This is a genomic window from Amycolatopsis sp. NBC_00438 (assembly GCF_036026695.1).
In the GTDB taxonomy this organism is placed as follows: domain Bacteria; phylum Actinomycetota; class Actinomycetes; order Mycobacteriales; family Pseudonocardiaceae; genus Amycolatopsis.
On the sequence record NZ_CP107923.1, the window covers coordinates 385294 to 409774 of the forward strand.

At 69.6% G+C, this 24481-nt stretch carries 25 protein-coding genes and 1 tRNA gene; 12 read left to right on the forward strand and 14 right to left on the reverse strand.

Going from position 1 to position 24481, the window contains the following annotated elements; all coding sequences use genetic code 11:
• Nucleotides 1-123: 123 nt before the first annotated feature.
• Both OG494_RS01790 and OG494_RS48290 read left to right on the forward strand, forming a co-directional pair.
• A tRNA-Asn gene (locus OG494_RS01790) sits at nucleotides 124-196 on the forward strand.
• A gap of 374 nt (nucleotides 197-570) precedes the next feature.
• On the forward strand, nucleotides 571-921 hold the full coding sequence (locus OG494_RS48290) for a hypothetical protein (RefSeq protein WP_442874373.1): 351 nt from the start codon (nucleotides 571-573) through the stop codon (nucleotides 919-921).
• Nucleotides 922-1334: 413 nt separating this feature from the next.
• Here OG494_RS48290 and OG494_RS01800 read toward each other — a convergent pair whose 3' ends face one another.
• The 4 genes from OG494_RS01800 to OG494_RS01815 all read right to left on the reverse strand — a co-directional run bounded on the left by OG494_RS01800 (nucleotide 1335) and on the right by OG494_RS01815 (nucleotide 5158).
• Complete coding sequence (locus tag OG494_RS01800; protein ID WP_328451256.1) at nucleotides 1335-2519, reverse strand: RNA polymerase sigma factor; 1185 nt, start codon at nucleotides 2517-2519, stop codon at nucleotides 1335-1337.
• Nucleotides 2520-3080: 561 nt separating this feature from the next.
• Nucleotides 3081-3665, reverse strand: coding sequence for a DUF3885 domain-containing protein (locus tag OG494_RS01805; RefSeq protein ID WP_328451257.1), 585 nt, complete (start codon nucleotides 3663-3665; stop codon nucleotides 3081-3083).
• Between the two features lie 648 nt (nucleotides 3666-4313).
• A complete protein-coding gene (locus OG494_RS01810; protein ID WP_328451259.1) occupies nucleotides 4314-4907 on the reverse strand; it encodes a DUF3558 family protein in 594 nt (197 codons plus the stop codon).
• Entirely contained in the window at nucleotides 4904-5158 is a 255-nt protein-coding gene (locus OG494_RS01815; RefSeq protein ID WP_328451261.1) for a hypothetical protein, read from the reverse strand. Before OG494_RS01815 ends, OG494_RS01810 begins: the two co-directional genes overlap by 4 nt.
• A 215-nt stretch (nucleotides 5159-5373) precedes the next feature.
• Between OG494_RS01815 and OG494_RS01820 the strand changes: the two genes are divergently transcribed.
• The 3 genes from OG494_RS01820 (at nucleotide 5374) to OG494_RS01830 (ending at nucleotide 7197) form a co-directional block, all read left to right on the forward strand.
• Complete coding sequence (locus OG494_RS01820; RefSeq protein WP_328451263.1) at nucleotides 5374-5565, forward strand: hypothetical protein; 192 nt, start codon at nucleotides 5374-5376, stop codon at nucleotides 5563-5565.
• Nucleotides 5566-5694: 129 nt separating this feature from the next.
• Nucleotides 5695-6753, forward strand: a complete 1059-nt coding sequence (locus tag OG494_RS01825; protein ID WP_328451265.1) for an EcsC family protein — start codon at nucleotides 5695-5697, stop codon at nucleotides 6751-6753.
• A gap of 153 nt (nucleotides 6754-6906) precedes the next feature.
• Entirely contained in the window at nucleotides 6907-7197 is a 291-nt protein-coding gene (locus tag OG494_RS01830) for a hypothetical protein (protein ID WP_328451267.1), read from the forward strand.
• Between the two features lie 47 nt (nucleotides 7198-7244).
• Here the strand turns inward: OG494_RS01830 and OG494_RS01835 are convergent, their stop codons facing one another.
• The 6 genes from OG494_RS01835 to OG494_RS01860 form a co-directional block, all read right to left on the reverse strand.
• Nucleotides 7245-7877 (reverse strand): hypothetical protein, encoded by a 633-nt coding sequence (locus tag OG494_RS01835; protein WP_328451269.1) that lies wholly within the window; start codon nucleotides 7875-7877, stop codon nucleotides 7245-7247.
• A 76-nt stretch (nucleotides 7878-7953) separates the two neighbouring features.
• Entirely contained in the window at nucleotides 7954-8085 is a 132-nt protein-coding gene (locus OG494_RS01840; protein ID WP_328451271.1) for a hypothetical protein, read from the reverse strand.
• Between the two features lie 14 nt (nucleotides 8086-8099).
• Complete coding sequence (locus OG494_RS01845) at nucleotides 8100-8450, reverse strand: hypothetical protein (RefSeq protein ID WP_328451273.1); 351 nt, start codon at nucleotides 8448-8450, stop codon at nucleotides 8100-8102.
• Between the two features lie 13 nt (nucleotides 8451-8463).
• Nucleotides 8464-8964, reverse strand: a complete 501-nt coding sequence (locus OG494_RS01850) for a TetR/AcrR family transcriptional regulator (protein WP_328451275.1) — start codon at nucleotides 8962-8964, stop codon at nucleotides 8464-8466.
• 145 nt (nucleotides 8965-9109) lie between these two features.
• Complete coding sequence (locus OG494_RS01855; protein WP_328451277.1) at nucleotides 9110-9805, reverse strand: TetR/AcrR family transcriptional regulator; 696 nt, start codon at nucleotides 9803-9805, stop codon at nucleotides 9110-9112.
• Nucleotides 9802-10548 carry a TetR/AcrR family transcriptional regulator gene (locus OG494_RS01860; protein ID WP_328451279.1) on the reverse strand — a complete coding sequence of 249 codons (747 nt, stop codon included), beginning with the start codon at nucleotides 10546-10548 and terminating at the stop codon, nucleotides 9802-9804. The genes OG494_RS01855 and OG494_RS01860 overlap by 4 nt, the downstream gene beginning before the upstream one ends.
• 109 nt (nucleotides 10549-10657) lie before the next feature.
• Between OG494_RS01860 and OG494_RS01865 the strand changes: the two genes are divergently transcribed.
• Genes OG494_RS01865 through OG494_RS01875 form a run of 3 tightly spaced genes read left to right on the forward strand, consistent with a single transcriptional unit; the run spans nucleotide 10658 to nucleotide 13433 of the window.
• The gene (locus tag OG494_RS01865) at nucleotides 10658-11731 is read left to right on the forward strand and encodes a medium chain dehydrogenase/reductase family protein (protein WP_328451281.1); all 1074 of its coding nucleotides are present in this window, start codon (nucleotides 10658-10660) and stop codon (nucleotides 11729-11731) included.
• Nucleotides 11732-11770: 39 nt separating this feature from the next.
• Nucleotides 11771-12493 carry a DUF998 domain-containing protein gene (locus tag OG494_RS01870; RefSeq protein ID WP_328451283.1) on the forward strand — a complete coding sequence of 241 codons (723 nt, stop codon included), beginning with the start codon at nucleotides 11771-11773 and terminating at the stop codon, nucleotides 12491-12493.
• 31 nt (nucleotides 12494-12524) lie between these two features.
• The gene (locus OG494_RS01875) at nucleotides 12525-13433 is read left to right on the forward strand and encodes a TIGR01777 family oxidoreductase (RefSeq protein ID WP_328451285.1); all 909 of its coding nucleotides are present in this window, start codon (nucleotides 12525-12527) and stop codon (nucleotides 13431-13433) included.
• A 77-nt stretch (nucleotides 13434-13510) separates the two neighbouring features.
• Here the strand turns inward: OG494_RS01875 and OG494_RS01880 are convergent, their stop codons facing one another.
• From OG494_RS01880 to OG494_RS01895, 4 genes are all read right to left on the reverse strand, one after another.
• Complete coding sequence (locus OG494_RS01880; RefSeq protein ID WP_328451287.1) at nucleotides 13511-16189, reverse strand: glycoside hydrolase family 9 protein; 2679 nt, start codon at nucleotides 16187-16189, stop codon at nucleotides 13511-13513.
• A gap of 312 nt (nucleotides 16190-16501) precedes the next feature.
• On the reverse strand, nucleotides 16502-17257 hold the full coding sequence (locus tag OG494_RS01885) for an ATP-binding cassette domain-containing protein (protein ID WP_328451289.1): 756 nt from the start codon (nucleotides 17255-17257) through the stop codon (nucleotides 16502-16504).
• Nucleotides 17254-18222: an ABC transporter permease gene (locus OG494_RS01890; RefSeq protein WP_328451291.1), complete on the reverse strand. Its 969-nt coding sequence runs from the start codon at nucleotides 18220-18222 to the stop codon at nucleotides 17254-17256. Before OG494_RS01890 ends, OG494_RS01885 begins: the two co-directional genes overlap by 4 nt.
• Before the next feature lie 13 nt (nucleotides 18223-18235).
• Entirely contained in the window at nucleotides 18236-19333 is a 1098-nt protein-coding gene (locus tag OG494_RS01895) for a substrate-binding domain-containing protein (protein WP_328451293.1), read from the reverse strand.
• 183 nt (nucleotides 19334-19516) lie between these two features.
• Here OG494_RS01895 and OG494_RS01900 point away from each other — a divergent pair, with 183 nt between their 5' ends.
• From OG494_RS01900 to OG494_RS01915, 4 genes are read left to right on the forward strand one after another with little or no spacing between them, the layout of a single operon-like run.
• On the forward strand, nucleotides 19517-20839 hold the full coding sequence (locus OG494_RS01900) for an enolase C-terminal domain-like protein (RefSeq protein ID WP_442874374.1): 1323 nt from the start codon (nucleotides 19517-19519) through the stop codon (nucleotides 20837-20839).
• Nucleotides 20840-20885: 46 nt separating this feature from the next.
• A complete protein-coding gene (locus tag OG494_RS01905; protein ID WP_328451297.1) occupies nucleotides 20886-21929 on the forward strand; it encodes a sugar ABC transporter substrate-binding protein in 1044 nt (347 codons plus the stop codon).
• Between the two features lie 29 nt (nucleotides 21930-21958).
• Nucleotides 21959-23461: a sugar ABC transporter ATP-binding protein gene (locus tag OG494_RS01910; RefSeq protein WP_328451299.1), complete on the forward strand. Its 1503-nt coding sequence runs from the start codon at nucleotides 21959-21961 to the stop codon at nucleotides 23459-23461.
• Nucleotides 23451-24476, forward strand: a complete 1026-nt coding sequence (locus OG494_RS01915) for an ABC transporter permease (RefSeq protein WP_328451301.1) — start codon at nucleotides 23451-23453, stop codon at nucleotides 24474-24476. The genes OG494_RS01910 and OG494_RS01915 overlap by 11 nt, the downstream gene beginning before the upstream one ends.
• Nucleotides 24477-24481: the final 5 nt, after the last annotated feature.

Genomic DNA, 24481 nt, shown 5'->3' on the forward strand with positions numbered 1-24481 from the left:
TTGTCCAGGAAAACGGCCCGCAGGGGGCGGTTGCGCTAAGTGGGGGGTGGTGCGAACCCGGTTGCGGGGATGGTCTAAAGTTCTTCTGGTCGGGCGAGAGCGCGGCACCGGAAAGAGCGACATTCCCCTGTAGCTCAACTGGCAGAGCATTCGGCTGTTAACCGGAGGGTTCTTGGTTCGAGTCCAAGCGGGGGAGCAAAGCCCAGGTCAATGACCTGGGCTTTTTTGCTACCCAGAAGCAGGCGATCTAGTGTCGATCTTGACGATCGTCCAGATCGTGGTCTGCCCGGCTGCCGCTGCTGTCGGCCGGCTCTGATGGTCGCCGGCGGGGCTGCACGGGCGCGGCTTCGCGGTGCGGTAGTACCGCCGGTGCGCACTGTGTCGCCCGCGTCGATCACTGACTCATGGCCGGGCGCGACGCCGGCGCCTGACGGCGGTCTGCCGTGCTTCCTGTCGCCGGTGTGGAGGCGGCTTCTCTGCGGGCTACCGGCTTCGGCGAGATCAGCGCGGCGATCATGCAGCGATCTGCGCGCCCGGTCGCGTTCGGATGAGGCGGAGGGGTGAACTTGATTGATCGCTGTGCGGGAGCGCGCGATCGTCGGGCGCCGTGAAGGGTTGCTGATGTGCGGGGACCGGGCCGCCGGGCTTGTGCAGAAGGCGCTGCTGCGGCTGTACGCGCGCTGGTACCGCATCGACCCGGTCGGTGTCAGCGCTACGCCTACGCGCGCCGGCGCGTCTCTCGCCGCGTTCGCTGGTGGCCGACCCGACCAGCCGGGCTTCTGCGACCGGGAACGAGCCGAGGCAAGACACAAGGCCGCGCTCCCTTTGACCGGCCGCCGCCGCTGCGACGTCCTCTACGCGATGCTCTGTAACAGCACCTGGTATCTCGAACCAGCTTCAGCCGCGGCTGGACAATTGTGAGATTGCGCGGGCTGCCCAGTGGCCACAGGGACACGCCGGCCATGGCGACGGGATCTTGGTTCCGCCGTGCGGGCAGCTGTTCGTCCGCGCTGTTGCCGGACCAGGCTGCCTCTAGCGGTGGGCGAGTCCCGGATGTCGGCCGGGCGTGGGATTGCTCCGTGACCTAGAGCGCAACGGCCGCTGAACCAGGCCATGCCGCAGGCGTCCCCGAGGCGCCGGCGACCGAAGGCGCAGCCATGCTCGCGAACCTCTGTCCCGGGGGTGGCCGCCGGTCAGTGGGTTCTCCTGACGGCGACCACCCGCACGGACGGTGGAAGCCCGTTCGTCCCCGCCGACATGCGACGACCCGGCGATGGTTACTGCGTGGCGAGTGGCGAACCGCTGTTGGCCGACGCTCTGGGACGAGGCCTGGCTCATCCCTGCGGTTGCTTCGTCTTCTCCGCCTTTTTCGACTCTTTCGCAGCCTGCTTCGACTCTTTCGCAGCCTGTTTTGCCGACTGCTTTGCCGCATGTTTGTCCGTCGCGGCCGTCTCACTGGCGCTGGTGGTCTCGGCCTGTTGTTCTGCCGCCGCGTCGCCCGCGGACGACGACTCCGGCGTGGGCGGCGCCGAGGTGAGCTGCGCCTCCGACGAGGGCCGCTGTTCGCTGCCGGCCGGGACGTTCGCCGCGGGCCGCGTTCCCACCGGTTGCGAGGTCGAGCCGTCGGCACCGGCCGCCGGGGGCGTGGGCGCGATGTCGGACGTGCTCGCGCCGATCGCGACCGTCGTGACGAGTGCCGCACTCGCGGCGGCCACCTTCGTCGCCATGGCCCACGAAAGAGCGGAGGCGCCGGTGCTCGCGGCCGCTCCGGACGTGGCGACGGAGCCGGAAGCGGTCAGCCAGTGCGTCACGACCGGGAGACCCAGGATGAGGGGGGCGACGGCGGCGGGCAGTTCCTGATTGAGCTCCCGGAGGCCGGTGGCCAGCTTCCGGCAGTCCGGGCAGCGATCCAGGTGGGTCGTGATCCGGTACGCCTTGCGGTCGCCGACGCCGTCGCGCACCCAGCGAGCGAGCTGGCCGGAGACGACCCGGCAGGTGCGCCGCCGCACCTCGGGGACGTGCTGGTCCAGGTACGCCTGCCGCAGCCCCTCCCGGGCGCGGTAGGCCAGCGCGGCGACGCCGTTGGGTGTCATCCCGAAGTCTTCGGCGATCTTGGCCGGCGACTCGCCCTCGATCTCGGTCCGCCACAGCACCGCCCGCCACCGCTCGGGCAAGGTCGCGAACGCCCCCGCGGCGACGGTGCCGTGCATCCGACTGTCCACCGGCTCGTCACAGCCTTCGCTCGGCAGAACGTCCGGCACCTCGGCGACCAACGAGAGCGCGGAGTCGCGCCTCCGCCAGCTGATCAGCGTGTTCCGGATGGTCGTGAGCAGATACGACCGGAATTCCTCGTCCGGGCCCTCACCCGACCGCAAGATCCGTAGCACGCGGGTGAATCCTTCGGCGACGAGGTCGTCCCGCTCCGCGTCGCCTGACGCGATCATGGCCGCCACCCGGCGGGCCGCGACCAGGTGCCGGTCGTAGAGCCGGCCGTACGCGGCGTTGTCCCCGCCGCGCACCGCCCGGATCAAATCCGCGTCACTCGGGACATCCACTGTCCCGGCCGCCACCGGTGCCACCTCGGTCAACCCCCAGCCTCGCTCGTGCGCTTGCACGTGCACAACGATCCGTGATCGTGGTCCAACGAGAGCCCCGGCGCAAGGTCTCGGCGATGAAAGCCCCGTTTCTTCCGCGTTGAGTGTCCCTGACCCGTGTCTTGTCAGGCGACCGAGCGCTCCGGCGCGGTTTCCGCCCGTGTCTTCGGCCCGTCGTTGCCCGGCGCGAAGGGCCGCAGTCGTCATTACGCCTACGACTAGCGATACCTCGATTAAAACAAAGTGGTCGGCAGTGGTTGCGTGTGACGCGGCCAGACATAACCAGTCGGCCACATACCCTTGACCGGTCAGCCGCCATAGCGTGTCCGCGATCCCCGGCGGATGGATCCCGAACGGCGTCCTACCCGGTCCCCGGCTTCGAAGGTGTGCGATGGCTTGAGATCCCCGAGCCGAGTCACGGTCGCAGTGTTTCCGTCGTGATCGCCGGCGACAGCGCGGTCAGCCGCGTTGGCGGGTGTCGGGCGTTCAGTATCCGGACGGATGGTCCGAGAGCCAGTCGGTGTGGGAGTGCCTGATGGTCTCGCGTTCGCTGGTCGTCGGCAGCAGGAGGTCTGCGCCTCCGTCGTAGGGATGATGGATCCGGTCGAAGGACAAGCTGGTGATCATCACTCCGACGGTGGCTTCATCGGCCGCGGCGCGGAGCAGGTCGTCCACGAGACCGGGTCGCCAAGTCCTGCGGCTGACGTACAGATGGGTGTAGGTGATGAAGTCCGGGTCGGTTTCTTCTTCATCGGTGCGGACGGACATCCAGTGCCGGGCGCCCGGGTTCCAGAGCACGTGGTGCGCGGACAGCGCCGGGGGTTCGGACGCGTCCGACCAGTCGGTGGTGACGATCCGGACGTCCTGTCCGTGAAACAGCTCGTCCAAAACCGTGTTGTAGCGGTGGAGCACGATGTCGTAGTCGGAGTCGGTGTCGGGATATCTTTTGGATCCGGGCAGGCTGTGGAAACGCACCCATCGGTCGTGGCAGGCCTGTTTCAGGCTATCGGCCAGCGGGGAGCACCCCGGCCACTGACGCCTCCACAGGGTTGACAGGTCGTCATCCGGCACGTGATCACCTTTTCCTGTCGGCAGCCGACCGGCTCTCCGCCTCCCACCGGTCGGCTGAGCCCGTCGAACCTATGTGCTGAGTCATCCGCACGCCGCCTGTCAGGCGCCACTGCGCTGGATGTTTTGCCGACGAGTTCTTCGAGGCACGAGAGGGCAGTTACGACCGCAGAAATGTGCCCTTCAAGCTGAGAGTCGGGCGCGTCTGGACGCGGGTCCGGCCGCCGCAGTCGCCGGCGTGGTACTCCAGCACGACGACGGGCCCGGTTTCGTGGTCCCCGACCGTGCGAAGGGTTGCCCCTTCGCGGTAGAGGTCGACGACGACCTCTGCGTTCCGTGCGCACCGGAGGCAGACGCTCCGGTGGATCGCGTCCCAGCGGCCTGGCCGGCACGGCTGCTCCGCAACTAACTTCCCGGCGATGTGCATCCCGTTCCGCGCGCACTTTCTCGAAATGCTCTTCCCGCTTGCCCGCTACGCCAGTGTCACACGACCGTGGGTGCGTTCTCTGCCCGGCAGGGCCGTCCGCTCGCCGGCATGAGCGTGTGTCAGTCGGAAGGGTCACGATCGCCGACAGAGCGTCGGTCACTACGCAACCGGCCAGAACTCACCTCAGTGGTGTTGGGGCACCGACAGAAGCGAGTACAGCGCGGTTACGCAGTCAGGTTGGCGACGGTGAGGGCGGCGATCTTCTGTGCGGCGCCGCAGGGGTCGTGCTGCCACGGTCCGGCTTCGGGCTGGTCGGCGGTGGCGGCGCTGATGTAGACGAGGGTGCTGTTGTCGGCGGCGAGTGCGAGGGTGCAGCCGCGCGGCCCGTCGGCCTGTTTGCTGGGGATGTTCTCGTCGATGGAGACGATGACCGCCGGGTAGATGGTCTCGACGGTGATCGGTTCCCAGTGGTTGCCGGTGTCGTGGCCCAGGGCGTGCTCTTGATACAGGATCTGCAGGCTGTCGCCCAGGTTCGAGGTGTTGACCTTGGCGACGGCGCCGAACGTGGTGACACACCGGTTGCCGTCACGGCTGCGTTCACCGCCGGTGAAACCGAGGGCGGTGAGCTGCTCGACGGTGACTGCGGCGCACGGATCGGCGCGGAACCGGCCGGCCCCGCTCATCCCGATCCCGGGGATCGGCGGGACCGAGACCGACGGCTCGGCCGGAACCGGTGGGCGACCGGACGAACAGCCGGCACTCAGCCCCGAAACCAGCAGCGCGACGAAGACACCGCAGAGGGTACGGCGACGGGTCATGAGTGGGTCGCTCCCGGCTTGACCTGCCAGCGGGCCGGGTCGTCGATGACGCCCCGGCTGTCGCCGACGTCGGGCAACGTGGCGAAGTTGGCTTCGATCACGGTCAGCTGAAGGCGGTCGCCGATCTGCTTGCCGATGTCGGTCATCAACCCGCCGAGCAGGGTCAGGCAGTCGGTCCAGAAGGTCGCGAACGCGGAGTTGATCGCGTCGGCGACATCCTTGAACTGGTGGTCGCGGGGTTGGTGACCCACGCGGGTCAGCGTAGCTGATCGAGACACGTGTCGATGGCACCTTGCCCGGGCCTCCGCCGTGAAGGTGACATGCAGCACCGGCGCCGTGATCGCCCTCGCTCACGAACCCCGTATGCCGCTCACGGCTCCTACGCACGAGCACCCACCCGCGTAACGCGGGAGTGCGGTCGCCGACTGACTGACGTCCAGGTCACGTGTGCCGCGAAGGAGCCGTTGTGTCGCAGCAGCGCGAGTCCCCGGTCGTTCTGCGCGCCGTCGTAGCCGTCGTCAAGAGCCGGCTGGAGCGGCAGAAACGCGGCTCGGTCACCCATCGGGCCGGGGACGACAGCATCGAGCTCACCGCCGCCACCCGTGGAGAGCAGGACGCTCTCGTGCAGACCTTCCTGCACCGCCACGCCGGCAGCTGACATGGCCCGCCGCTGCCCGCGCAGTGACGATTGTCGTGACTGCTCGGCGCTGTCGGCACCGGAACCGCTTACCATGCCCCATGAGTTCGCCGCAGCAGGCGGAGCGGTCTTCGCATCGAGGGGGTGGCCGTGGGTGTCGAGCAGATGAGCCCGTACGAGCGTGCGGCGTGGCAGGACATCGAGCGCTGGCGTGAGGAGCGGTTGACGGTCAACGAGCGCCGTCTGCTGCCGCAGGGCGTTCGTGATCGCCTGGTCAAGGGTGGCCAGGTCGCCAAGGGACGGCTCGAGCAAGTGCCCGGCGCGGAGCAGCTGACCTCGGTCGTCCACAACTCGATCGACGGATTGCTGACGTTGGTGAACAAGGCCAGCGAAGCGACGCTGCGACGCAAGGCGGTCGTCGCGGCCTACGCCAAGCGCGGACACGCGGTCAGCGAGCTGAGCGACATCCACAAACTGGACCTGGGCGATGTCGACAAGGCCAAGCCTCGTCTGGGGCTGCGCTACACGGCTTTCAGCGCGGTCGAGGGTGCGGGCGCCGGCCTGGCGGTTTCCGGCGGTGAACTGCTCACCACAGCCGGTGGTGTCGTCGGGGTGGGTGCCGGTGCGGCGCCCGGCGTGGGCACGGTCGCCGCGGCGATCGCGGCTGACGCCGTGTTGGTGCTGGGTGCGATGACGAGGGCGATCGCCCACACCGCCGCGTACTACGGCTACGACACCGAGTTGCCGCAGGAGCGGGTATTCGCGCTCGGTGTCCTCAGCTTCGGGATGGCCCAGCAGACCAGCAAGAGCGTCGCGTACGTCCAGTTGAACAAGCTCGTGAATGACCTTGCCCGAAGGGCGACGTGGGAGCAGCTGAACAGGAACGGTGTCACGCGGATCGTCAAGGCGTTCTACGAGCGGTTCGCGGTGCGGCTGACGAGGCAGAAGCTCGGACAGGCGGTGCCGGTCCTGGGCATCGCGATTGGCGCCGGGCTCAACGCGCGGATGCTGCACAACCTCACCGAGGATGCCGAGCATCTTTACCGCGAGCGGTTCCTGCGCGAGAAACACCACCTGGAGACGGTCGATGTCACCGTGACCACGAAGGATGCCGACCTCGATCCGGACGACGACACGATCCACATCGCGGAGATCGTCGAGGAAGCGACCGCCGACGAGCAGGACACCGACGGGCCGACTGTCGGCTGACCCGGGTGCGATTCCCCGGAGGGAGGTGTTCTGGTCGAGCACGCGGCGCGCGTTTCAGTCGTGTAGGTGTTGTGGCTGTCAGTGGCAAGGTCGAACCTACGGCTGCTGCGAGCGCTTCGGGTTGTCCGTGGATACCGCCCATCGCTCCTTCGCATGGTCTGGCAGCCGGTCCGCGCGGGACGTGATCACCTCGGGCAGTTCTCGAACCGAAGTGCTGTCGACGCCATCGCCGAACCGGTCTGGAACGGTCTCGATGCCGAGGCTGGTGCCGGGCAGTGGCTCGCCGCAGGCTCGGCCTTCCGGATCGCCGACGACGCCCCGAACATCTGCCAGACCGTCGGCCGCAAGTCGACCTGCGGGCCCACGCCCTGTTCGACGGCTGCGGCCTTGATCCGGGCTCCCGCTGAGGCGGTGTGCGGGGAGTATCACCTGAGTCGTCGGTGACGGTGCTCGGCCGGAAGCCGTTCGTGCCGGCCGAAAGCCTGCCGCGGTCACGGCTTTGACTCGACGGTATCTACGCCGGGCCGGCTGAGGGCTTGCTCCGCGAGTGACCCACCGTTTCCGGGCGGGGATGCGCTGACTTCAAGGTAGGTGGTGCCGTCGCGTTGAGATTCCCGGATGGTGCCGCCGTATTTGCGGAGGTGGTCGATGAGATAGAGCTTGTCGCTGTCGGAGATGGGGGCGGCGCAACGGTCCGGATTGGCGGGCGGAGTGGCAAGCGCCGGAGCCAGTCTTCCGGCCACCGGGAGAGTCACGGCGGCGACAAGGACGACTACCAGCGTCGGTTCGGCGCCGCGGAGATCGAGTAGGTGCGGCAGAGGGGCGGAGGATGTCGTGGACTCGATGATCTGCAGGTCGATCCGGGAAGCCGGTAAGGGTGCCAACACCACCGTCAGCAGCGCCGCCTCGACTGCCGCGAGGATGGGGACGGAAGCCCTGGACGATGCCCAGGACCACTGGCGGGCCGTCACGTCCACTATCAGCGACCACAGCCAGCACACAACCACCAACACTCCGCACCAAGCGACGCTCCACGAGAACGGCACCTTCACCGGGAACAGGCCGAGGCTGGACCCGGTGAAAGTCAGGTGCACAGCGCCGATCACGCCAGCGGCGAACACCACGCTCAATAGGCTGTTGCCACTCGTGCGCGGCGCGCAACCGCTGCCCGGCACGGTGGGCGGGAACGTGCAGGGTGCCTTACGTCGCCGTCCCGTCGATGGTGAAGGCGACCTCGCGGTCGGCGGCGGGCACGAGGCGGGGCGTCGCCTCGACCGGGGTGGCGGTCACGACGGCCCGCGCCATCACGACCGTGGCGAGGTGGGAGAACATCGGCCCACCTTCGTTCAGCGCAGGGCGTTCTCGACCAGCGTGACGGTCTCGCGCGGGTTCTCGACCTGGAGGACCAGGCGGGCGAAGCGTTCGTCGGCGAGTTCGATCACGACGGCCTTCGACGCGTCCTTCACGTCCCAGAAGACCTTCTCGCCGTCGAGGTGGAACGTGCCCGCCGTGATCACGCCGGGTACGTGGGCACCCGGCGCGCGGATCCCCTTGGGGACGGCGGCGATGCCGGGGTCCGCGGTCGCGCCGCGGACGTTGGCCAGCGGGATGGTCAGGCTGCTCTTGAAGGCCCAGAGCTTGTCGAGACCTTCGATGACGACAACGAGGTCGGCGCCGTCGATGTGGACCTGTGCCATGGCTGTTTCCTTGTCAGTCGGGAGGATCGAAGCGTTGGGTGAGCGCGGCGCCGACACCGTCGGGGTTGCCGCGCAGGAGGATGCCCAGTGCGGCGGCCGTGAGGGCGGCGGCCAGGTCTGCGGAAATGCCGAGTGCGTCGGCGATCGCCTGGTCGATGGCGGCCAGCGCCGCGGCCACCTCGGTGGCCACCTCCTCGTCGGCCGGTGCCCGTTCGACCACCGCCAGCAGCAGCAGACCGAGATCGGCCGACGTGACGAGCCGCAGCGCGGTCGCGGCATCCGGTGCCGCGGCGAGCGCGTCGACCACGGGACGGACGTCGTCGGCGAGGTGGCGGCGCAGCGCGACCAGGTAAAGGCCGCGCTTGCTGCCGAACGTCTTGTACAGGCTGTTGCGGTGCAGGCCGAGGTGGGCGACGAGGTCGTCGATCGACACCCCGTCGTACGCGCGGCCACCGAACAACCCCACGGCGGCGCGCACCACCTCGTCCTCGTCGAACGCCCTCCGTCTGCCCATGCCACGACGATAGACTTTTGAGGAACGATCAGTCAAGAACGATCGTTCCTCAAAACTGCGGAGGCCGGGGAGTGCACCGCGTCGCCCACGATCCCGGTCCGCGCCGGTGACCGGCGCACGTGTCCGATGCCTGCCCGCACAAACCTCAGGTGGCCGTCAGGAAGTGAATGGCGTTGTCGATCTCCAGGTCGATCAACCGCTGGGCCTCGATGGTGCGGTTGTCGAAGATCCCGGTGAGCTCGAGGCTGACAATCCCGTGGACCCGGGTCCAGATCACGATGGCGGCGGTCGCCGCGCGGGGTGCGGTGGCCGGCCGCGCCTGGGCCTGTGCCCATTGCCGCAGCTGCCCGTCGAGGGTGCGGTCGCCGGTGGTGCCGCCGGCCGGTGCGGTGTCCTGGATGGCCACCAGCAGGTCGACGAGCAAGCCCATCGCCTGGTCCAGTGGGGTTTGTGCGGGTGCCTGCCCGGGCCCGTCGCCGGCGCGCTCGGCGAAGAGCATTCCGTAGCGCCGCCGGTGGCGCAGTGCCCAGTCGCGGTAGGCGGCGACCAGGAGCCGTACTCGCGTGCGCGGTGCTCGCCTGGCGCCCTCGGAGGCTTGGCTCATCGCGGTGGCGAGCTGCTGGTAGGACAGGGTGACCAGGTGCGCGATCAGCGCGTCCCGAGAAGGGAAGTAGCGGTAGACCGCCGGTGCGGACATCGCCATGCTGCGGGCGAGGGCCGCGATGGACAGCGCGTGCACGCCCTCGGCGTCGATGATCGCGAACGACGAGTCCTCGATCTCCCGGAACGTCTGGGCCCGGAGCCGTTCACGCCGGTTCATCGCCGGCGGCTGGTCGGTCATCGTCGCATCGTAATGGACCGTCGCGATGTCGAAGGCGACGTCACTCTGCTACGGGGAGTCACGCGGTGGCACAGGCTGTCCAGCATCGCCTCGACCTCGGTCCGGTAGAGCACCGCGGCGTCGATGCCGGTGGCGGTCAGATGCCCGCCCAGTTCGAGGCTGATCAGGCCGTGCAGCCGGCTCCACCAGACCAGCCCGAAGTGCAGCACCCCACTGGGGAGGTGGCGCCGGCCGTCGCCGCCGTTCCACCGCCGGATCTGCTGCTCCAGCGCGGCCGGGAGCGAGGGGGCGGCTGGCTCGCCGGCTTCGGCCACGACGCCCAGGAACACGTCCATGCACCGCTGCGCGGCTGACGCGATGCGGTCGGCGGCCTGATCGCGGGCCGAGCCGTAGGTGGTCTCGTAGGCCAGGTGGTAGGCGTGGGGCTGGGCCAGAGCCCAGTCCCGGTAGGTGTTGGCGACCGCGCCGACCCGCGCCGAGGCGGACGTCTCCCGGTCGGCGGCGGCTTCGAGGGCGCAGGCAAGCGCCAGGTGGATATCGACCGCCAGGTCGGCCAGCAGCTCGTCGCGGCCGGCGAAGTAGCGGTACAGCGCCGGTGCGGACATCGCCATGCTCCGCGCGATCGCGTTGAGCGACACCGTCTCCGCGCCGCCTTCGCGCAGCTGGCCCATTGCGGCGGACTTGATCTCGGCCACGGTCTGGCGCCGGTATCGCTCGCGCCGGGTCGGCTCCTGCTCGGGCATCGTGCAGCACCTTCTTTCGCGCTATGAGTTGACGCAGTATGACACGGCGATGCATAGTTACGACCATTAACAGAGTGACTGAGCGTCGCGCTAACTTCAGGAGTCAGCCATGACCGAGACGAACCTCCCCACCGGGGCCACCGTGACCGCCACCGAGGTGGTGCTGCCGGGCAAGGTCGAACCGTCCGGGTTCCGGGTGCTCCGGCGCTCGCTGCCGGCGCCGGCAGCCGGTCAGGCCCTGGTGCGCGTCGAGTCGACCGCTGTTTCCTTCGCCGAGAGCGCGATGCGCCGCGGCCGCTACTACGGCCAGCCCGCGTTCCCCTTCGTGCCCGGTTACGACCTCGTCGGCGTCGTCGAGTCGGTCGGCCCGGGCGTGGACCGCGCCCTGATCGGCCGGCGGTTCGCCGCGCTGACCAAGACCGGTGCCTGGGCGACGGCCGTCGTGCTGCCCGCCGCCGACCTGGTGGCGGTGCCCGACGGCGTGAGCGCGGACGAGGCGGAGACGGTGACGGTCAACGGGCTGACCGCCTATCAAATGCTGCACCACGTCGCGAAAGTGAAGGCCGGGCAGACCGTGCTCGTGCTGGGCGTCGCGGGTGGCGTCGGCACGCTGCTGGCCCAGCTCGCCCGCCACGCGGGTGCTCGGGTGATCGGCACGGCGAGCCCCCGCCAGCACGAGGCCCTGCGTGAACTGGGTGTTCAGCCGGTCGACTACCGGGATCCCGACGTCGCCGCCCGGGTCCGGGAACTCGCCCCCGACGGCGTGGACGCCGTGTTCGACCACCTCGGCGGGGCGAGCATCTCCCGGTCCTACCGGTTGCTCACCAGCACCGGAGCCCTCATCTGCTACAGCATCGCGAGCAAGCTCGACGACCGCACTCCGGTGCTGCTCAGCTTCCTGCACGTGCTGACGAAACTGACGTTCTGGAACTACCTTCCCACCCGCAAGCACGCGAGCTTCTTCGACGTGTGGTCGGGTGCGGGCAAGCCCGGCTCGGCGAAGCGGGAGGCGTTCCGCGCCCGGATCCGCACCGACCTCACCCACGTCTTCGGGCTGCTGCGTGATGGGGTGCTCACCGCGAAGATCGCCGCCCGCTACCCGCTCACCGAAGTGGCGGCGGCCATGGAACTCTCCGAGTCCTCCGGCCGGACGACCCTGGGAAAGATCGTCCTCGTTCCCTAGCCGAAGCCTGTGAACCCGGTACCGGAAGGACAATCGACCATGGAGAACCAGCCCGTCGGCACCCTGCCGCGGACCGGGATGTCAGCGGCGCCGGCCGGTTTCGCCATCGCCCTCGTGCTCAGCGCGCTGGTGTATGCGATCGGCGAGACCGTCACCGCCCGCGCCTGGTCGACACCGGCCTACAGCTACAGCGCGAACTACGTCAGCGACCTGGGAAACCCGCACTGTGCCGCGTACGACGGGCGGATCGTCTGTTCTCCGTTGCACGCACTGATGAACTGGGGGTTCGTCGCCCAGGGACTGCTGCTGGCCTGCGCCGTGCTGCTGGTCGGCCGGGTGGTTGAGGGCCGGACGCGAGCCGTGGTGCTCGGCATCGGCGCGGCAACCACGGTGGGCTTCGTGTTGACCGGAGCCACGCACAGTTCCCCCGATGCGGTGGCGCAAGGCACGCTGTGGCTGCACTACACGGGGGCGACGATGGCGATCCTCGGCGGCAACGCGCTGGCGATCGTCATCAGCCGGCACTGGCGCCGGCTGCGGATCCCCAGGGCCGTCGGCGTGGCGGGTGTCGTGCTGGGTGCCGCGGGGATCGTTGCCGCCCTGACGTGGTTGGCGACGTTCGGTGTGGTTCCACCGGGCATTCCGGAACGGGCCGCCGTGTACACCTTCGTGCTGTGGCAACTGCTCGTCGGCGGATTCGTCCTGCACGTCACCCAACCGTTTCGCGCGCTGCTCTCACGGCGCTCGCGTGAGCGGATCTGACTTTCCCCTCAGCCGCAAGGAATCCAGGACCATGAAGCTCACCATCTCCGGCGCGTCCGGACTCATCGGCGGCAAGCTCGTCGCCCGCCTGCGAGCGCGCGGCGACGAGGTGACCGTGCTTTCCCGTTCCGCGAGCACCGACCCGTCGGTGGCGCGGTGGGACCCGCTCTCCGGGCCCGCCCCGGTCGACGCGCTCGCCGGCCGGGACGCCGTGATCCACCTGGCGGGCGAACCTCTCGGCCAGCGCCTGACCGACGAGGTCAAGGACCGCGTCCGACGCTCGCGCGTGTCCGGCACCCGCAACCTGGTCGAAGGCCTGCGTGCCACCGCCGAATCGGAACGGCCTCGGGTCCTCGTCTCCAGCTCGGGCGTCGCCTATTACGGTCCACGCGGCGATGAGGAGGTGACCGAGGAGGCACCGCCGGGTGACACGTTCCTCGCCCGGGTCTCCGTCGAGTGGGAGCGCGAAGCGGCCAGGGCGGCCGAGTTCGGCGTCCGGGTCGTGCGGATGCGGACCGGTGTCGTGCTCGACGCGTCGGGCGGGACGCTGAAGTCACTGCTCGCGACCTACCGTGCCGGCCTGGGCGGGCCGATCGCGGGAGGGGCGTTCGCCGTGCCGTGGATCCACCTCGACGACATCGCCGGCTTGTACGTCAAGGCGGTCGACGACGCGTCGTGGAGCGGCGCCTACAACGGCACGGCGCCCGAACCGGTCACCCAGCGGGAGTTCGCGAAGGCGCTGGGCCGGGCACTGCACCGCCCCGCCGTGGTGCCGATGCCCGGATTCGCGCTCAGGATGACCCTCGGCGAGATGGCGGACATGGTGACCACGGGCCAGCGCGCCGTTCCCCGCCGGGCCCTCGACGGCGGCTACGTCTACGCCTACCCGCACCTCGACGCGGCGCTGCGGGCCGCGTTGAACGTTCCAGAACGAGGTTGATGATCGCGCTGACTCGCCACGGTGACCCGTTGGCCGCCCTCGCCGGGTGGTGGTCACTGATGCGGTGGCTCGCAGGCTCAGGGTTCGGTGCCCCACGTCAGAGTTCCGGACTGGTAAGCGGAGACGGTGGTGAGGTCGGTGAACGACGCCGCCGCGCGATAGCTGTGGTCGTCGGCCTGGTTGAACGATGACCAGTCGGCCTTGGCGAGCCGGACCTGGAGCTCGCCGGTGTTCGCGCCGGCGGCGAGGGTGCCGCCGCTGAAGCCGACCTCGATGTAGGCGTCGGCTCCCGGGCGCGGCGTACTGAGCTTCAGGACGCGCAACGTGACGTTGCCGCAGCCGACAACCGCGTAGTCGCACCAGATCTGGTAGCCCGGGTTGGTGGCGTCGCCGGTGAACCAGTAGCGCGCGGTGACGCCGTTGAGGGCGACCGGGGTGCTGCCCCGGTTGACGATCTGCAGGCCGGTGCGGATCTGGTTGTCGGTCACGCCGCTGCCGGAGCGTTGCTGCACGGCGAGCGCGCCGGTGCCGGTGTCACCGCCGGTCGTGGTGGTGACCGACACCGGGCCGCCGGCCGCGGACTGGTTGCCGGCGGCGTCCCGGGCGCGTACCGAGAACGTGTACGCGGTCGCGGGGGTGAGGCCGGTGACCCGGTAACCCTTGCTCGTGGTGCTACCGACCACCGCGCCGGCGGAATTCAGCACGTCGTACCCGGCGACGCCGACGTCATCGGTGGCGGCGGTCCAGGTGAGGCTGACACTGGTGCTGCCGGGAGTGGCGGTGACCCCCGTGGGCGCGGACGGCGCAGTGGTGTCCCCTGTGGACTGGCCGGGTTGGGTTCCCCACACCACCGCGGAGCCCTGCGTGAGCACCAGCCGCGCGTCATCCGCGGGCGCGGTTCCGCTGGGGGCGAGACCGGCGTGCGACCAGTCGTTGGCGGGGTCCCAGGTGCCGGTGGCGGCGATCCGGAACTGCACTTCCTTGCGGTAGCGGGACTGGCCGCCGGGCGCGACCCCGCCGGAGCAGGGCACCTCGACGTAGTACACCTGGCCGGAGAACTGGTGCAGGGCAGGCGCGTCACATTGGTTGTACGCCGAAGTGACGGAGATCTGGCCGGGGGCGGTGGTGCCGTCGAGCGTGAAGTAGTAGCGCAGCGAGCCGGTGAACGTGCGCGCCGGCCAGGCCGACTTGTTCAGCACGTACGCCTTGACTTCGGTGAACGCGCCGCCGTCGGGCTGGTTGAGCGCGCCTTGGGCGAGGATTTCCGGGCCGTCCGGGGTTTCCGCCGGTGGGAAGCTCGCCAGGGGCGCGCCGCCGTACTCGGCGTAGAGGCGGGCGAGCGCGCTGGTGAAGCCCGCGTTGTAGTCGAGGGCCACCTCGTTCATCGTGTAGTTGGTGCGGTCGTCGGTGTACGCGTCGTTGGCGGAGCTGGGACCGCCGACGAGCGCGCCGTAGAGGGTGTGCCGGCTCTGCGCCGGCTCGGTGATGGAGTCGGCCCAGGAGCCGTGTGCGGTGCGGTGGTGCGGGTTGCGGGGCGGGTTGACGCCGAACCCGACTTCGTAGCTCGCGCCGCGTGGGTTGTCGCCGAGTGCGTAGTCGATCTGCCGGACGCCGAAGTCGTGGTACGTGGCGGCGCGGGTGGGATCCTTGGCCCGCAACCAGTCCGAGTAGGTGAGCGCCGCGAACGCGGTGTTCGCCGCGTACCGCAGGGAGCCCCACTGGTCGAGCACGGCCTGGCCGCCGGGGGAGTAGGGCACGCGCTGGCCGTTGACGCCGGTGGTCCACCAGTCCAGCCAGCGGTTGGCGTCGGCGACGTACTCGGGGTCGCCGGTGAGCTGGGCGAGCAGGACGTAGGCGCCGTAGGACTTGTCGTCCCAGGCCAGCGTCCAGCGGTAGGAACGGGTGGTGGTCTGTGGTTCGGTGGAGAGCTTCTCGTACTCCGTGCGCGCCTTGGTCAGGTAGGCGCTGTCGCCGGTGGCTTTGTAGAGCCAGATCGCGCCCCACGTCAGCTCGTCCTGATAACCGCTCCAGGACTTGTAGAAGTTCTGGGCGTCGGTGATGCAGTTCGAGTAGGCGCCTCGGTGGTTGTCGGCGAACGAGTACAGCTGCTTCGCGTGGGTGAGCAGGGTGGCCGCGTAGGCCGGATCGTCGGCTTGGAACACCAGCGAGCCGGCGGCCAGCTGCGCGGCGGCCTCGCCGGCGAGGTCCGAGCCGGGGCAGGAGTCGTCGATGCGGTAGGCGGGCCGCGCCATGGTCATCGTCTCGGCCGGGCCCCACCACTTGTGGTCGTCGTCGCCCTTGCCGACCTGGCCGTAGAGCACGTCGGGCTGCGGGTGCGCCTTGATCAGCCAGTCGGCGCCCCAGCGCAGGTTCGACAGCAAGGGCTGCCACTGGCCGGAACTCCGGTAGGCGGCGCGGTTCTCCAGCGCGCCCCAGGCGAGCATGGTCATGCTGGACTCGAACGGCAGCCCGAACTTGACGTGGTCGCCGGCGTCGTAGAATCCACCGGTGAGGTCCAGGCCGACGTCCTTGCCGTCGCCGAGGGCGGACGGGCCGCGCCAGGAGACCCGGTTGCCGGCGGGGAGCGCACCGGAGCGCTGAGCGTCGTAGAACCAGACGGCCTTCTGCAGTGCCTCGCCGTAGTCGAACTTCCCGGCGGCGGCGCCCGCGGAGGTGCCCGGGACCACAAGGGTCAGGCCGAATACGAGCAGCGCGACGACCGCCCGGGACATCGCCTTCACCGTTGAAGTGCGCACGCCGACTCCTCAGATCTGGGAGCGCTTCCAGAACGAAGGGTAAGGAGCTGGATCGGTTGTGTAAAGCACCGACGGCCGGCGTAAGCGGTTCGGCGGAACCGGCAAGGCTGTCCGCCGTAGTCCGGGCGGGAGGAGCCGTTGCGGTGCCGGAAGATCGCGAGTCTTCGGCTGGAGGCCGCCGCCTGAGCCGGTGGCACCGGAACGGCCTCTTTCGCGGTCACGGTTCCCCGGCTATGGTGCACATTTCTGGGAGCGATCCCAGGCGCCTTGAACTTCGGCGCCGCCGGTCGAGGCGAGGCAGGCCCGGCCCGGCTAGTTCCCGTCGCCGAGGCGGTACTCCGCGTTCACCAGTTCGAGGAGCTCGGCCACCGACGTGTCGCCCGATCGCCGGTCGAAGGTGATCTCGCCGTGCTGCAACAGGTTCACCCGGTCGCAGACGTCCATCACCTGGCCGTAGTTGTGGGCGATGAGGATGATCGCGATGTCCCCTCGCTGCTTCAGCTCCCGCAGCAGGCGCAGGATCACCGCGCTCTCCTTGGCGCCCATCGCGGCGAGCGGCTCGTCGAGCAGCAGCAGCTTCGCGTTCGAGTACACCGACCGGGCGACCGCGATCGCCTGCCGCTGGCCGCCGGAGAGCATGCCCACTTCCGCGGTCACCGACGGGATGTTGATGCCGATCGAATCCAGGGTCTCCCGGGCGCGGCGTTTCATCTCGCGGCGTCGCAGGAACGGCAGCGGACGGTGCGTCAGCTCGCGGTTCAGGTGCAGGTTCAGGTAGACGGGCAGGTCGTTGACCATCGCCAGGTCCTGGAAGACCGTCTCGATGCCCAGCGACCTGGCGTGCACCACGGACTTCAGCGTGGTCGGCTCGCCCTCGAACAGGATCCGCCCGCGGTCGGGCTGGTGGTAGCCGGTGAGGATCTTGATCAGCGTCGACTTGCCGGCACCGTTGTCCCCGATGAGCCCGAGGATCTCGCCCCGCCGCACGCGCAGGGTGACGTCGGTGAGCGCGTCGACCGGGCCGAACCTCTTGCTGACGCCCTCGATCCGGATGACCTCGCCGGTCATGTCAGCTCCCGGGATCCGACGCGGTTGCGGGCGACGATCAATGTCACGTTCAGCACCATGGCGCCGAGGATGGCGGCGCCGAGCACCAGGTTGAACGCGTTCGCGCTGACGCCGGTGAGGTTGAACCCGTCGAACACGATGCCGAGCAGCAGCGCGCCGAGGAACGCGCCGACCACCGTGCCGGAACCGCCGAGCAGCGCCGTGCCGCCGATCACGGCCGCCGCCACCGCGAAGAACATCGTGGTGAACCCGCCGTTCGTCGGGTCGTACGAGCCGACCCGGGTGCCCTGCAGGATGCCGGCGAGCCCGGCCAGGGTGCTGGTGACCGCGAAGTTGACCACCTTCACCCGGTTGACCGCGATGCCGGACTCCGCGGCACCGACCGGATTCCCGCCGGTGGCCTGGGTGTGGATGCCGAACCGGGTCGCCGAGAGCACCACCTGCATCAGGACGACCACACCGACGGCCCACAGGAACTCGCTCCAGCGCGCCCCGCCGAACACCTCGACCACCCAGCCGTCCTTCGGCGCGCCGACCGGACGGGCGTTCGAGATGATGAGAACCAGTCCCTGCAACAGGAACGCCATGCCGAGGGTGGTGATGAACGAGGGGATCGTCAGCACGGTCCGGATCAGCCCGTTCACCACGCCGATCAGCGCGCTCACCACGATCGCGCCGAGCAGCGCGAGCCACAGCGGCCAGCCGTTGACGGAGAACAGCGTCAGCAGGAACGGGGAAAGGGTGAACACGAAGCCCGCGGACAGGTCGATCTCCCCGCAGATCAGCAGCATCACCTGCCCCGCGGCGATGATCGACCACGGCGCGACGTACTGCGCGATCGTCTGGTAGTTGTCCAGGGAGTTGAACGCGTCACTGGTCACCGTGAAGTAGATCCCCGCGGCGATCGTGACCAGCAGGATGCTCAATTCCTTGACCCGCATCACGCCGAGCAGCAATGACCTCACCGGTATCGCCCCGCTACCGGCTCAGCACCGACGCCGGCGGCAACGGGATCGCACCCGGCATGGCGATCACGTCCTTGTTGTCGCCGCCTTCGAACCTGCTGCGGGCCGTCGCGTACGGGCCGACGTTCTCCTTGGTGACGAACGTGAGGCCGGTGTCGGTGACCGGCGGCGCGACCAGCGTGCCGGACAGCCGGAACAGGTAGAGGTAGAGGACCGACAGGAACCCTTGCAGGTAGGGGGACTGGTCGATGGTGAAGTCGAGCGCGCCGCCTTTGACCCCGGTGACCGTGTCGTCGAGCAGGTCGAATCCGCCGCCGCCGATCTTGCCGGCCAGGCCGCGGTCGGCGATCAGCTTCGCGCACGCGGCCGTGCTGCCGGCGTCGACGGCGTAGATCCCTTTGACCCCGGTGTTCCCGGTGTAGGCGGCGGTCATCGCGTTCAGTTCGCCCGCCTGCTCGGCCCCGGTGTTGACCGACTGGACCCGCACGCCCGGCGCGGACTGCTTGAGCGCGTCGGTGATGCCGTCGAGCCGCGGCTGGACGTTGTTGCCGCCCGGCTGGGAGATGCCGACCAGGATGTCGCCGGAGGTGACCTTCTGCCCGATGCGCTGTCCCATCCGGAAGCCCGACAGGTACAGGTCCTGGCCGACGTAGGTGAGCGGGTAGTTGCCGGCGGCGTTGGCGTTGTAGGCGATCACCGGGATGCCCTGGCCCAGCGCCCGCTTGGTCAAGTCGACGAAGGCGTTGTCGTCGGTCAGCGCGACGGCGATCCCGTCGGCCTTTCCGGTGATCGCGGTCTCCATGGCGCTCGCCATCTGGGCGACGTTGCCGTTCTCCGACCCGGTCCATTGTGGCTCCGGCACCCCGAGCAGGGCCGCGGCGTCGGCGAGCCCGGTCCGCGTCGGCACGAAGAAGGAGTTCGTGGTGACGTGGTTGACGAACACGAACCGCCACCCCGGCGTGGCCGGGAAGGGGCCGGCGTGGCCGCCGTTCTGGGCTTCCTGGACGCCGGTGCACGCCGCGAGCAGCGCGCTCGCGGTGACCGTCGCGCCGCCCGCGCCCAGGTACTTGAGCGCGGTCCTCCGGGAAGTGGTGCCGGTTCCAGCTCTCATCGTGACCCCGCATTCATCGCAGCGGCAGTGCTTCGTACGACGGTCTCTCTTGGTGCGGCAGCGACGACGGTAGCAGACGTATGATGTCTCGACTAGGTTCTCGCGGATTCGACCGTGCTTCTGGACTTTTCGACGACGAAAGCGTAGCCATACGTATGTTGTCTCCCGGTCGGTTGGTGAGAGGTGGCGGACTTGCCCGAAGTGATCAGCTCGATCGAGGCACTCGACGTCCGCTTTCCGACGTCGCTGGACCTCGACGGTTCGGACGCGATGAACACGGAACCCGACTACTCGGCCGCGTACGTCACGATCCGCACGAGCGCGGGGGAGGAGGGGTACGGCCTCGCGTTCACCGTCGGGCGCGGCAACGACGTGCAGGTCGCCGCCGTCCGGGCGCTGGTGCCCCTGGTCGCGGGCATGCCGGTGGACGAAGTCCTCGCCGACCTCGGGGGCTTCTCGCGCCGCCTGACCGGGGACAGCCAGCTCCGGTGGCTGGGCCCGGACAAGGGCGCGATCCATATGGCCGCGGCCGCGATCGTCAACGCCGTGTGGGATCTGCGGGCCCGCCGGGAAGGCAAGCCGGTCTGGCGGCTGCTCGCCGAGCTGCCGCCGGCGGAGCTGGTCGACCTGATCGACTTCCGGTACCTGAAGGAAGCGCTTACCCGCGATGAGGCGCTGGACATCCTCCGTCGCGCGGAACCGGGCCGGGCGGCTCGCCAGGCGGAACTGCTCACGTCGGGTTATCCGGCCTACACCACCACTCCAGGCTGGCTCGGTTACTCGCCGGAGAAGCTGGCGACGCTCGCGTCGGCGGCGGTCGCGGACGGGTTCACGCAGATCAAGCTCAAGGTCGGGGCCGATCTCGACGAGGACGTCCGGCGGCTGCGGCTGGCGCGTGAGGTCGTCGGCCCGGACGTGCGGATCGCCGTCGACGCCAACCAGGTGTGGGGTGTCGAGGAGGCCATCGCGTGGATGCGGCCGCTGGCGGAGTTCGACCCGTACTGGATCGAGGAGCCGACCTCGCCCGACGACGTGCTCGGCCACGCCGCGATCCGCCGGGCGGTGGCGCCGATCAAGGTGGCCACCGGGGAGCACACGCACAACGCGGTGATGTTCAAGCAATTGCTGCAGGCGGAGGCGATCGACATCCTCCAGCTCGACGCGAGCCGGGTCGCCGGCGTCACCGAGAACATCGCGATCCTCCTGCTGGCCGCGAAGTTCGGCGTGCCGGTGTGCCCGCACGCCGGCGGGGTCGGGCTCTGCGAGATGGTGCAGCACCTCGCGATGTTCGACTTCGTCGCGGTCAGCGGGACCCGGGCCGACCGGGTCATCGAATACGTGGATCACCTGCACGAGCACTTCGTCGACCCGGTACGGGTCGAGCGGGGGCGGTACCTGGCGCCGGACCGGCCGGGCCTCGGTGCCCGCCTGCACCTCGAATCCGTGGCGCGCTACCGGTATCCGGACGGTCCGGCCTGGCGCGCCGAGGCGGTGGTGGTCGCGTGACCACCGGCCCGCGATTGTTTTCGTAGCCTGTCAACGAGGAGAGGTCATGAAGATCCGCTACCTGTGCTCGGCCGTCGTCGCAGCCGGCCTGCTCGCCGGCTGCAGCGGTGGGGGCACCACCGCCTCCGGCGGCACCGTCGTCGGCGTGGACTACCCCCGCTCGGACACCGACTTCTGGAACGCCTACATCAAGTACGTGCCCCAGTTCGCCGGCCAGGACGGTTTCGAGCTCAAGACCACGAACTCGCAGAACGACGTCGCCACCCTGACCGCCAACGTGCAGACGATGATCAGCCAGGGTGTCAAGGGCGTCGTCATGGCCCCGCAGGACACCGCGGCGATCATCCCGACGCTGCAGCAGCTGGCCGGGAAGAAGATCCCGGTCGTGTCGGTCGACACCCGCCCCGACCAGGGCGACGTCTACATGGTCGTGCGGGCGGACAACCGTGCCTACGGCGAGAAGGCGTGCCGGTTCCTCGGCACGAAGCTCGGCGGCGCGGGGAAGGTCGTGATGCTGCAGGGCGACCTCGCGTCGATCAACGGCCGGGACCGCACCGAGGCCTTCAACGACTGCATGAAGCAGAACTTCCCCGGGATCACGGTCTTCGGTGAGGCCACCAACTGGGACGCCAACACCGCGGCCCAGAAACTCCAGACCCGGCTGACCGCGAACCCGGACATCAAAGGCGTCTACATGCAGTCCAGTTTCGCTCTCGCGGGGACGTTGCAGCTGCTGAAGCAACGCGGTCTGCTCGTGCCGGCGACCGACCCGAAGCACGTGTTCATCGTGTCCAACGACGGGATCCCGGAGGAGCTCGCGAAGATCCGCGCCGGTGAGATGGACGCGACCGTCTCCCAGCCCGCCGACCTGTTCGCCAAGTACGCGCTGCAGTACGTCAAGGACGCGATCGCCGGCAAGAAGCCGGTGCCGGGCAAAACCGACCACGACAGCACCATCGTGGCCGTCCGCGACGGCCTGATGGAGGACCAGCTGGCCGCGCCCCTGGTCACCGCGGACGGTGCCACCTTCGGTCCGGTCGCGAGCGTCAAGGTCGACGACAAGTCCCTGTGGGGCAACAGCAAGAGCTGACCGTGACCGGCTTCGGAGAGGAGGTGGACATGAGTACCGTGCCGATCGTCGAAGCGCGGCAGGTGGTCAAGCGCTACGGCGCCACCGTCGCCCTGGACCACGCCGACCTCACCGTCCTACCGGGACAGACGCACGCACTCGTCGGCCGCAACGGCGCGGGCAAGTCGACGCTCGTCTCCGTCCTCACCGGCCTGACCGGGCCGGATTCCGGCTCGCTGAAGATGAACGGCGAGCCCGCGCCGGGACTGTCCGACCGGGACGCCTGGCGGTCGCTGGTCGCCTGCGTGTACCAGCGTTCGACGATCATCCCCGACCTGTCGGTGGCGGAAAACCTGTTCCTGAACCGGCAGGAGACCGTGCGCGGATTCGTCCGCTGGTCCGCGGTGCGCCGGGCGGCCACCCAGCTGCTCGAACGCTGGTCGGTCGACGTCGACGTCCGCCGGCCCGCGGGTGAGCTCGGGGTCGAGCAGCGGCAGTTCGTCGAGATCGCCCGAGCGCTGTCCTTCGGCGCGCGGTTCGTCATCCTCGACGAGCCGACCGCGCAGCTGGACGGCGGCGCCATCACCCGGCTGTTCGGCCACATCGCCGACCTGCAGCGCCACGGCGTGACGTTCCTGTTCATCAGCCACCACCTGCAGGAGGTCTACGAGATCTGCGACACGGTCACGGTCTTCCGCGACGCCCGCCACGTCCTGACCGCGCCCGTCGCCGAACTGCCGAAGGCCGGCCTCGTCGCGGCGATGACGGGGGAGAACGCCGTCGTGGCCGAAGAACGCGCTTCCTCGGCCCGGCTCGGTGTGCCGCCGGTGCTCCGGGTGCGCGGGCTGAGCCTCGCCCCCACGTACGAGGACGTCTCCTTCGACGTTGCACCAGGGGAGATCGTCGGCCTGGCCGGGGCCGGCGGCAGCGGCAAGACCGAGGTCGCCGAAACGCTGACCGGGCTGCGGGCGGCCGGCTCGGGAACCATCCTCGTCGGGGAACACCGTCCTCGCCCCGGCGACGTCCCGGCGGCACTCGCCGCCGGGCTCGGCTTCGTCCCGGAAGACCGCCACCACCAGGGACTCGTGCCCGAGATGTCGGTCGCGGACAACACCACCCTGTCGGTCATGGACCGGCTCGGTCCCGGCATCTTCGTCCGGGCCGCCCTGCGTGACCGGCTGGCCGGGGCGCTGATCGACCGGCTGGAGGTGAAGACGCCCGGTCCGGAGCTCGCGGTGTCGGCGCTCTCCGGCGGCAACCAGCAGAAGGTCGTCATGGCCCGGGCGCTGGCCGGCGATCCGCGGGTGCTCGTGCTGATCACCCCGACCGCGGGAGTGGACGTGCGGTCGAAGGAGTTCCTGCTCGGCAAGGTGGCCGAAGCCGCCGCCGGGGGCACCGCGGTGGTGATCGCCTCGGACGAGCTGGACGACCTGCGCCTCTGCGACCGCGTGCTCGTGCTGGTCCGTGGCCGGCTCACCACCGAAATCCCCGCCGGCCGGCCGGACCGCGAGGTCGTGGCCGCCATGGAAGGAGTCGACCTCGATGCCGGATAGCCCTGCCACCGTGGCGGCCGAGGCACGGACCGAGCCCGCTGCCGCCCGGCCGCCGCGGCGGATCGCCCTCGCCCGCGTGCGCGACTTCGCGCTGGTACCCGGGATCGTCGCGATCGCCGTGGTCGGCCAGCTGGTGAACCCCGTGTTCCTCCAGTACGACAACGTGATCAACATCCTGCAGACCATGTCGGAGATCGCCCTGCTGGTGCTGGCCCAGACGCTGGTCCTGGTCGTCGGCAAGATGGACCTGTCGCTGGAGTCCACGTTCGGCCTGGCGCCCGGGGTGGCGGCCTGGCTGACGATCGACGGCGGCCATTCGCTCGGCCTCCTGCCCGCGTGGACGGCGGTGCCGGCGGTGCTCGCGGTCGGGGTGCTGGTGGGTGCGCTCAACGCCCTGCTGATCGTCCGGTTCGGGCTGAGCGGGTTCGTGGTCACCCTCGGCATGCTGATCGTGCTGCGTGGCCTGCTGACCGGGATCTCCGGCGGCCAGACGTTCTTCGGCATGCCCGAGGCGATGCTCTACCTCGGCACCACGCTGTGGGCCGGGATCCCGGCGTCCATCTGGATCTGCGTGCTGCTGTTCGCCGGCGGCATCGTCCTGCTCGGCCACACCCGGTTCGGCCGCAGCCTCTACGCGATCGGCGGCAACGAAGACGCCGCGAAGGCGGCGGGCATCCGGACCGACCGCGTCGTGTGGATCGTCCTGATCGGGGCGAGCGTGCTGGCCGCGCTCGGCGGCCTGCTGCTCTCGGGCCGGCTCGCGTCCGTGGCGGCGGGGCAGGGCAACGGCTACATCTTCACCGTCTTCGCCGCGGCGGTGATCGGCGGGGTCAGCCTGAACGGCGGCCGCGGCACGCTTTTCGGGGCCTTCACCGGAATCCTGCTGCTGTACATGATCCAGAACGTGCTCACCCTGGCCGGGGTGCCCGCGCAGTGGATCGGGGCGCTCAACGGCACGATCATCCTGGTCGCGCTGGTGATGTCCCGGATCACCAGCGGCAAGCGGCAGAGCTGAGCCCG

Coding starts and splice junctions, on each gene's coding strand:
- OG494_RS01855 (WP_328451277.1), bottom strand. CDS start 9,805: ATGACCGACCAGCCGCCGGCGATGAACCGGCGTGAACGGCTCCGGGCC.
- OG494_RS01885 (WP_328451289.1), bottom strand. CDS start 17,257: ATGACCGGCGAGGTCATCCGGATCGAGGGCGTCAGCAAGAGGTTCGGC.
- OG494_RS01915 (WP_328451301.1), top strand. CDS start 23,451: ATGCCGGATAGCCCTGCCACCGTGGCGGCCGAGGCACGGACCGAGCCC.
- OG494_RS01895 (WP_328451293.1), bottom strand. CDS start 19,333: ATGAGAGCTGGAACCGGCACCACTTCCCGGAGGACCGCGCTCAAGTAC.
- OG494_RS01865 (WP_328451281.1), top strand. CDS start 10,658: ATGACCGAGACGAACCTCCCCACCGGGGCCACCGTGACCGCCACCGAG.
- OG494_RS01910 (WP_328451299.1), top strand. CDS start 21,959: ATGAGTACCGTGCCGATCGTCGAAGCGCGGCAGGTGGTCAAGCGCTAC.
- OG494_RS01845 (WP_328451273.1), bottom strand. CDS start 8,450: ATGGCACAGGTCCACATCGACGGCGCCGACCTCGTTGTCGTCATCGAA.
- OG494_RS01905 (WP_328451297.1), top strand. CDS start 20,886: ATGAAGATCCGCTACCTGTGCTCGGCCGTCGTCGCAGCCGGCCTGCTC.
- OG494_RS01830 (WP_328451267.1), top strand. CDS start 6,907: ATGGTCTGGCAGCCGGTCCGCGCGGGACGTGATCACCTCGGGCAGTTC.
- OG494_RS01875 (WP_328451285.1), top strand. CDS start 12,525: ATGAAGCTCACCATCTCCGGCGCGTCCGGACTCATCGGCGGCAAGCTC.
- OG494_RS01840 (WP_328451271.1), bottom strand. CDS start 8,085: ATGTTCTCCCACCTCGCCACGGTCGTGATGGCGCGGGCCGTCGTGACC.
- OG494_RS01860 (WP_328451279.1), bottom strand. CDS start 10,548: ATGCCCGAGCAGGAGCCGACCCGGCGCGAGCGATACCGGCGCCAGACC.
- OG494_RS01810 (WP_328451259.1), bottom strand. CDS start 4,907: ATGACCCGTCGCCGTACCCTCTGCGGTGTCTTCGTCGCGCTGCTGGTT.
- OG494_RS01850 (WP_328451275.1), bottom strand. CDS start 8,964: ATGGGCAGACGGAGGGCGTTCGACGAGGACGAGGTGGTGCGCGCCGCC.
- OG494_RS01870 (WP_328451283.1), top strand. CDS start 11,771: ATGGAGAACCAGCCCGTCGGCACCCTGCCGCGGACCGGGATGTCAGCG.